Genomic DNA, 1,372 nt, shown 5'->3' with positions numbered 1-1,372 from the left:
TGAGTCGTGATGGCGAGGGAAATTTAGTACCGAAGTCCTTGATTCTACGCTGCCAAGAAAAGCCTCTAGTGAGGAAAAAGGTGCCCGTACCGCAAACCGACACAGGTAGGCGAGGAGAGAATCCTAAGACGATCGGGAGAACTCTCGTTAAGGAACTCGGCAAAATGACCCCGTAACTTCGGGAGAAGGGGTGCTTCCTCGGGTTTATAGCCCAGGGGAGCCGCAGTGAAAAGATCCAAGCGACTGTTTAGCAAAAACACAGGTCTCTGCAAAGCCGTAAGGCGAAGTATAGGGGCTGACACCTGCCCGGTGCTGGAAGGTTAAGAGGAGGGGTTATCCCTTACGGGAGAAGCTCTGAATCGAAGCCCCAGTAAACGGCGGCCGTAACTATAACGGTCCTAAGGTAGCGAAATTCCTTGTCGGGTAAGTTCCGACCCGCACGAAAGGTGCAACGACTTGGATACTGTCTCAACGAGAGACCCGGTGAAATTATAGTACCTGTGAAGATGCAGGTTACCCGCGACAGGACGGAAAGACCCCATGGAGCTTTACTGTAGCCTGATATTGGATTTTGGTACAGCTTGTACAGGATAGGTAGGAGCCATAGAAGTCGGACCGCCAGGTTCGATGGAGGCGTCGGTGGGATACTACCCTGGCTGTACTGACATTCTAACCCAGCACCGTGATCCGGTGCGGAGACAGTGTCAGGTGGGCAGTTTGACTGGGGCGGTCGCCTCCTAAAGTGTAACGGAGGCGCCCAAAGGTTCCCTCAGAATGGTTGGAAATCATTCGCAGAGTGTAAAGGCACAAGGGAGCTTGACTGCGAGACCTACAAGTCGAGCAGGGACGAAAGTCGGGCTTAGTGATCCGGTGGTTCCGCATGGAAGGGCCATCGCTCAACGGATAAAAGCTACCCTGGGGATAACAGGCTTATCTCCCCCAAGAGTCCACATCGACGGGGAGGTTTGGCACCTCGATGTCGGCTCATCGCATCCTGGGGCTGAAGTAGGTCCCAAGGGTTGGGCTGTTCGCCCATTAAAGCGGTACGCGAGCTGGGTTCAGAACGTCGTGAGACAGTTCGGTCCCTATCCGTCGCGGGCGCAGGAAATTTGAGAGGAGCTGTCCTTAGTACGAGAGGACCGGGATGGACACACCGCTGGTGTACCAGTTGTTCCGCCAGGAGCATAGCTGGGTAGCTACGTGTGGAAGGGATAAGTGCTGAAAGCATCTAAGCATGAAGCCCCCCTCGAGATGAGATTTCCCACAGCATCAAGCTGGTAAGATCCCTTAGAGATGATGAGGTAGATAGGTTCGGGGTGGAAGCGTGGCAACACGTGGAGCTGACGAATACTAATCGATCGAGGGCTTAACC

Annotated in this window: 1 rRNA gene; it reads left to right on the top strand. The window is 54.2% G+C overall.

What is annotated here, in order from left to right:
* Nucleotides 1-1,372: ribosomal RNA gene (locus tag Q4550_RS23140) — 23S ribosomal RNA — on the top strand; the annotation flags it as partial.

It is taken from the genome of Anaerobacillus sp. 1_MG-2023 (genome assembly GCF_030547345.1).
GTDB classification, from domain to species: Bacteria; Bacillota; Bacilli; order Bacillales; family Guptibacillaceae; genus Guptibacillus; species Guptibacillus hwajinpoensis_B.
The sequence above is the reverse complement of the archived record's forward strand: the minus strand, read 5'-3'. Positions and strand labels throughout refer to the sequence as shown.